Below are 6540 nucleotides of genomic sequence, written 5' to 3' on the forward strand. Positions count from 1 at the left end.
TTCTGTCCATAATCTGTTAACAAAAAATTATCGCTGCCATTTGGGGAGCGAAAAGAATCAAATTTGTTTATCTGCTCTATCCCATTAGGAGAAGTAAAGTAATCAGACTGTCTTCCATAGTTATACACAGGTATATTAACATAATAAGGATACTGATATACATATGGGTTGTAGTACATTTTTCTCAATCCCTTCACAGTTCATCAAATTATCCTATGTACTATGGGAGGAATGTGTACTTGACTTATGTAACTTTAAAGAAAGTTTTCTCTATAAGGGGTAGCGTCAGGAAAATGCGGATTTACAACGTTAAGGAAATCAAAATATAAAAAGTCTAATTTCTCGGTGTTATAAGTGAAAAATTAGGCTTTAGTTACTTCATTAAAGCGCCTGATTGTTGAAAACTAAAGTTTATATTCACCAAGAAAATTGATGTGCTCTTATCCTAACAAATTTTATTTAGGACTTACATGTATGCCTTCACTCTCTCGCCAATCTGCGTAAAGTATACGCTTTACATTATCATATCCATTGGTAGTTAATTGGTTATCTAACCACTGTTGATCAAATCCGAGTTCATGTAAATTATCCCATAAAATTTCCCCATCTATAATTAACGATGTTGGGAGGTCTACTGGACTTTCTGGAAGATTGAGATCTTGCTTATCTGGTTTTTGATACTTGGATTTTAATAATAAACTTAATTGCCCATTAGCTTCCAATATACCGTATTTGACTTCGCGAACTGAAAAGACATTATTTTGACGGAGTATACTCAATACTTGATTTACATCCAATTTGTTCTTTGTAAGTAACTTTCTGTCCATAACACCATCTCGAATGATGATGTTAGGATTGCCTAATAGGAGAGAACGTGTCGATTTATTTTTTAAAGTCATAAACTCTATTCCCAACATAAGAAACGTCCACAATCCGATGGCATATAAAAAGTGAAAAATCCCTACCTTATCTGCATAAATGGTATTTCCTAACAAATTTCCAAGTACTAACACAAAAACTAAGTGAAACGGGGTTAACTGATAGATGGATGTTCTGCCTGTTATGATAATGATAAAAAATAAAGTGGCAAAACCAACGATGATTTTGATCGTCAGTAAACCAATATTAACTTCTTCCAAAGTTTTTTCCTCCAATTTAAATTCTACTTAGTTGTCAGATTTTGAGGTTTGGATAAAGAGGCTAGTTTTAGTATTAAAGCTCGAGTTACAATTCCAACAATAATGTAATATATGAATGAAAATCTGTATCTCCATTCTAAATAATTAACAAGTTTGATCCACTTGCAAAAGGGTTCACCTATAAAGGCATACGTTAGTGCCATAATGATCTGGGCTAAAATAAAAGATTTCCATGTTCTAAAATATTGATATAACAACATGTAAGCTACAGGTACCATTGAAAAATCAAAAGGAAAGGCCCTAGGAATAAAAGGTAGGAATGCAATGGGGTAATCCCAAAAACTGTATTGTGCACCAACTACATCTAATAAGGTTGTTGTCAAGTAATGGTACCAAATAACAAAATTTCTAAAATAATGTCTCGTTTAACAAGTTTAGCCCATATAACCCAAGGCACAACTAAAAAAACGACTAGTATTCACCATTCCCAAGTTAAAAACTCATTTTTTAGCCAACCATTTAATTCTAAATGATAGAGCTTATCTTCTAATAAACGTATTTCCTTAAGATTTTCAAATATATTATCTATTGATATCACCCCTATATTTAAATGAAAAGGTAACAGATATTTTTGAATTCAAACTCTTTGGGCTGCCTTTTTAGTATTACCGTTTTTTAGTAATGAATTTCCATCGTAAATAAGAAAAAAACCATGTTGGAAGTTCTTTTTAAATCTAGATTTAAGATAATACAATAAAAACAGGATCAACTTATAATAATGGAGAAAGCAGGCGAGCACCCTGTTCAACAATGCGCTCGGTCAGGGATCTTTGCAACAAGTCTTCCATTCTTAATGGTACAGAATCAGTAAGATCCCTCTCGAACTGCTCTGTGAGTTCCCTTGCCACATCAGCACTGTACACGACTTGACACACCTCATAATTCAGGCGAAAACTTCTCATATCATAGTTTGCTGCGCCTACTTCTGCAATTTCCTCATCAATGATCATCAGTTTCGCATGTAACATTCCTTTATTATACTGGTAGATCTGGACCCCAGCTTCTATAAGTTCCCCGTCCATCTCTTTACCATCTATGGTGCTCAACTCTGACCCCAATTCGGCTGACCATCTGGAAAGGTCTACTCTTCCGATTGGATTGATTTTTGTTACCTCAGATTTTGTTTTCAGATTTATTTTCGATTTTACCTGTTCCGGCACAGCAATATTCCAATGAACGTCAAAGACAGTCTGCAAATCGACTGATGCTTCTCCTGTTATTTGTAAATGAGTATCCCGCCAGAAGCCAACGTCAGGATTTAATCCTGTATATTCATATCCTACGTTCATGCCACCAGTAAAAGCTTTCTTTCCGTCGACCGTGACAATCTTACAGTGATCCCGATAATTCCAATTGGATAAAATCCAGGGAAAGCGTAAAGGAAATATTGTCCGGCATTCTATCCCTGCTTCCACCATCTGCAGGATTTTTTGACGCGGAAATTTTTTACTCCCCCAACCGCAGTTCTGTGATGCGATTACCTATTTGGTCATTCCGATAGATGTAATATTCCAGATCAATGGTTTTTTGGGCTTTTTGTAGAGATTCGATGAGTAGTTCATATTTTGCTATTCCATTGTTTAGTACTTGGACTTTACCGACTCGAAGCCCCTGCACGGTGAAATCCCGTAAAGTATCAGCGATTACCGAGGATGAATGACTAAATGTATCAGGTAATTTGTCAGACTCATTATGAGAAGAGGTCAATCTTTTCCGATGAATACGCCTGGGATTTGATGTACTAAGATATAGCCAGAAACCAATGATTGGCAAAATAAGGACGATTGTTATCCAATTCAAAGCCTTGGCAGGGCGACGAACTTCCCAAATTGCTATGAATAACATAAAGAACATATTTAACAGGTATAGATAAAAAATCCACTCCAACTGGAATCCCTCCTTCTTTTTCTCTTTCTCTTAACATGTACAAACTATGGACCAATATACGTATGGAATATGAAGGGATTGTTTGTTATATATTATGGACTACCTTTATAAGAACTTTTATAAGATATTAAGAACGAAAAAAAAGAGAATTATGGTTGGGTAAGTTCTGACATCATGAAAGGCGTAATGATCTGGGCACTGTCCTAACTAGAGACTTAGTGATTTTGAAAAATTACCATCTGGTAAATTCCTAATATATGTATAGTTTTTTATAAATTTGGAAAGTTAAAGTGGTAATGAAGCAATAAGGAGGAACTGTTCATGCAACAGCAACAACCGAATCAATCTCAAAGTCAGCCGCCGGTCTTTCAAGAGCCACCACAGGTGATCACAGGAAAAGATTTTAATTACTTAAAGGACATGCTATCGTGGAACCTTTTAGGACTCAAAAAGGCACATTTTGCAGCAGGCCAGTGCCAAGATCAACAGGTCGTAGTAGCCCTTGAAAAGGCAAGCATGATGCACGAAAGACATTATCAGTGTATTTTGCAGCATTTGGAGCAAAATGTGAACCAAATGAATAATAAGGGGGACATACAAAATGAATAACAATCAAAACAAGATTCAAAATCCAGAAACACCTATACCAAAAACACCTGAGATGAATGAACGTGACTTCCTAAACGATATGCTTTCGTATGAAAAGTACATTACGGCATCTTATTCTACGGCAATGAATGAGGCAAGCCACGCTTCACTATATCAGGACATTCACGCGATTTTCGACGAAACGAAGAATTTGCAGCGTGAACTGTATAATCTGATGTTTCAAAAGGGATGGTATTCGCTTGAAGCGGAACAGCCACAAAAACTTCAACAGGCGGCACAGCAGTTTACAGGGTATATGTCCCAGTTTCCGCATAATCCTCCAATACAATAAGATCGCAAAAAGCTATGGTAACCAGTCCATAGCTTTTAAATTATTCAATTTTTTCATATCGCCTAACCTTAGTTAAACCTTTGTAACTTTTCCAGAAAATCCATTTGGAGAATAGGGGATTGCTTGTGAAGGATTTCCTAGCAATATGATATCAGAACCCAGAATCAGGAACTACTTGGGGATGAATTCAAAAATTTCAAGGTGTTTTTTAACTACAAAAGGTAACTTTTATAAAGGTTCATTGAATTTTGTCTGACATGGGGTCAATAGGGGGAGTATTTCAGATTATTCATTTTGGGCTACTTCCAGTGCTTCTTTACATCAATTAAGCCATTGCCGAAATCGCTATCATTTCATTTCCAGGGATTCCTATGCAAAATTCTTAATAATGTCTATTACTTCTCTGTTAGTTAAATTAGGGTTTGCAGAAAGCAAAAGGCCAGCAAGTCCTGCACATGAGGCGAAGCCATAGAAGTACCTGATAAAGCTGCATACTGCTGGTTAAAATGTGCTCGTAATTTGGACTCCAGGAGCTGAAACATCAATATAATCCCCGTAATTTGAGAATGATGCTCGTAGTCCTGTGTTGTCGACAGCTGACACACTTAAAACTTCAGGATATGCTGGTGGATAGCTCGATTGCCTCTTTCGAAAGAGAAAAAGGCTGATAATTGCCTAAACTCATATTAATGACATTTGCTCCATGATCCACTGCCAATAAGCCAATCCCTTTTGCTATATCAAAGGTCGTTCCATATCCTTCAGCACCCATTGCTTTTATAGGCATTATTTTGTTATACCAGGTGATGCTAGCAATGCCTTCTTGGTTGTTTGTTTCCGATGCCATGGCCACTGTCATCATCAGGAAAGTCGTTATTTTCCAGAACATTGTATCCATTTGTTAATCTCCTGGTCCAGATCAACCCCAGTGAGGAACATAAGATAAAACTGAATATACTCAAAAGAAAGGGAGTTAAAGAATGCATCAATATCATAATCACATGTCTAATTATCACCCTCAATATTCCACCCAGTCTCAGCAATTATCCTGAGTCTGAAATTTGGGCAGAGCAACAAATCAAACAACCTTTATATCCTCATTTGAAATCACAAGTATTAAATATTATTTCCCCTTTTATAAAATATGGATTAGAAGAAGCAAAAGATACTTCATATGTCCATGCATTGCAGGAAATTGCTGCAATAATTGGCACAGACCGCTTATTTAACGGTCGAATCTTGGGAAATTAATGAAATGTTTTAAAAATGGTTGATATGATGATCCATTCTTATAAAGGAAAAACTAGTAGAGTTGAAATATTTAAATGTATTTTTGTACTATTGGTTCAAAAAACAACAATTGAGTTATCATAACAGTTAAATTTGGAGCAATAAGGCACACCGTCAAAAACAAACGGTGTGCCTTATTGTTGTCTATTAATATTTATTCATCTATATTATCTGGATCGTTTATATCTTTAGGATCTTCAATTGGTTCTTCTGCATCAGGGACTAAATCAGCTTCATCATCTTTATCATCTATATTATCTGGGTCATTTGCATCTTCAGGATCTTCAATTGGTTCTTCTGTATCAGGTGATGGTGGATCATTATCCTCTTCTGCATTATTACACCCCAATAACATGATGGTAGATAGAAAAACTGCTGTTAATAGTCTTAACCACTTTAGATTCATTTTTATCGTCCTTTCTATTGGTTTTTTACTATTAATATTATCTTCTTCTTCCACTTTTTTATACGAACATTTTAACTTAACAACAATAATATTAAGGTCCTTAATCACCAAACAGTAGGGGCCTATTTGTATCATTTTCAAAATTTCCCTTTTAAAACGGGAAGGTTCAGGAATTGGAGATAAAAAATGTAGTACTGAAAAGTTTTATGACAATCTTACAGTCAAAGTTCAAATAGAGGCCATTGATGGGGACCATTGATGGGGATAAATAAAAACTAATCTATATCAAAGCCAAATTCCTTAACGTACAGGTATTTGGCTTTTTTTGTGTCGAATTTTGCTTAGCGTACAAAATTTCCGAAATGTTGGCTGTACCCCTAACATATAATAAATCGTTATGGTGTTTTCCCGGGACTTCCTAATCATATATCTAAGAGGTTTAAGACTACCCCTGCAAACCAACGTAATTCAACTAAGTTTGTGACTCCATCGTAAGTAATATAGCAGAGGTTTTTTAAATTAGCAGCCTTATTCTTTGGTTATTTTGAATTTTTGTTAGATGCCAATTGCCCCCTCAATTTATTGTTATATCTTACAAAAATGGGATTTTCATAAGGCGTTAAATGTATGGAAAAATTCTTCTTGTGTCGATTCTTTTCCAGCAATAAATTGAATAGCATCAATCAATAGAATAACGATATTCCGATATTTACTGCGTAAACGTCAAATAATCCACACCTAGTTTTAGATGTGGACTATTGTTATGATTTATTTAGTTTTATTTGGTACACGACATTCCGCTGGAATGGACGGTGACC

At 35.5% G+C, this 6540-nt stretch carries 6 protein-coding genes and 3 pseudogenes; 3 read left to right on the forward strand and 6 right to left on the reverse strand.

Going from position 1 to position 6540, the window contains the following annotated elements; all coding sequences use genetic code 11:
* Positions 1-455: 455 nt before the first annotated feature.
* The 3 genes and pseudogenes from ACFSBH_RS06195 to ACFSBH_RS06205 form a co-directional block, all read right to left on the reverse strand.
* Positions 456-1139: a DUF421 domain-containing protein gene (locus ACFSBH_RS06195; RefSeq protein ID WP_379596592.1), complete on the reverse strand. Its 684-nt coding sequence runs from the start codon at positions 1137-1139 to the stop codon at positions 456-458.
* Positions 1140-1162: 23 nt separating this feature from the next.
* Positions 1163-1522 (reverse strand): CBO0543 family protein, encoded by a 360-nt coding sequence (locus ACFSBH_RS06200; RefSeq protein ID WP_285853904.1) that lies wholly within the window; start codon positions 1520-1522, stop codon positions 1163-1165.
* A 387-nt stretch (positions 1523-1909) separates the two neighbouring features.
* A pseudogene (locus ACFSBH_RS06205) lies at positions 1910-3086 on the reverse strand (phospholipase D-like domain-containing protein).
* A gap of 321 nt (positions 3087-3407) precedes the next feature.
* Here ACFSBH_RS06205 and ACFSBH_RS06210 point away from each other — a divergent pair.
* Positions 3408-3695 (forward strand): hypothetical protein, encoded by a 288-nt coding sequence (locus ACFSBH_RS06210; protein ID WP_095308191.1) that lies wholly within the window; start codon positions 3408-3410, stop codon positions 3693-3695.
* A complete protein-coding gene (locus ACFSBH_RS06215; protein WP_095308193.1) occupies positions 3688-4026 on the forward strand; it encodes a spore coat protein in 339 nt (112 codons plus the stop codon). The genes ACFSBH_RS06210 and ACFSBH_RS06215 overlap by 8 nt, the downstream gene beginning before the upstream one ends.
* A gap of 299 nt (positions 4027-4325) precedes the next feature.
* On the opposite strand, the pseudogene ACFSBH_RS06220 reads toward ACFSBH_RS06215, so the two are convergent.
* Positions 4326-4937: pseudogene (locus ACFSBH_RS06220) on the reverse strand (S8 family serine peptidase); the annotation flags it as partial.
* 190 nt (positions 4938-5127) lie between these two features.
* On the opposite strand from ACFSBH_RS06220, the gene ACFSBH_RS06225 reads away from it, so the two are divergent.
* The gene (locus tag ACFSBH_RS06225; RefSeq protein ID WP_379596595.1) at positions 5128-5277 is read left to right on the forward strand and encodes a hypothetical protein; all 150 of its coding nucleotides are present in this window, start codon (positions 5128-5130) and stop codon (positions 5275-5277) included.
* 193 nt (positions 5278-5470) lie between these two features.
* Here the strand turns inward: ACFSBH_RS06225 and ACFSBH_RS06230 are convergent, their stop codons facing one another.
* Both ACFSBH_RS06230 and ACFSBH_RS06235 read right to left on the reverse strand, forming a co-directional pair.
* Positions 5471-5776, reverse strand: a complete 306-nt coding sequence (locus ACFSBH_RS06230) for a hypothetical protein (RefSeq protein WP_379596597.1) — start codon at positions 5774-5776, stop codon at positions 5471-5473.
* A 558-nt stretch (positions 5777-6334) separates the two neighbouring features.
* Positions 6335-6439: pseudogene (locus tag ACFSBH_RS06235) on the reverse strand (DnaA ATPase domain-containing protein); the annotation flags it as partial.
* Between the last annotated feature and the right edge of the window lie 101 nt (positions 6440-6540).

The organism is Oceanobacillus luteolus, from assembly GCF_042678205.1.
Classification (GTDB): Bacteria; Bacillota; Bacilli; order Bacillales; family Amphibacillaceae; genus Oceanobacillus; species Oceanobacillus luteolus.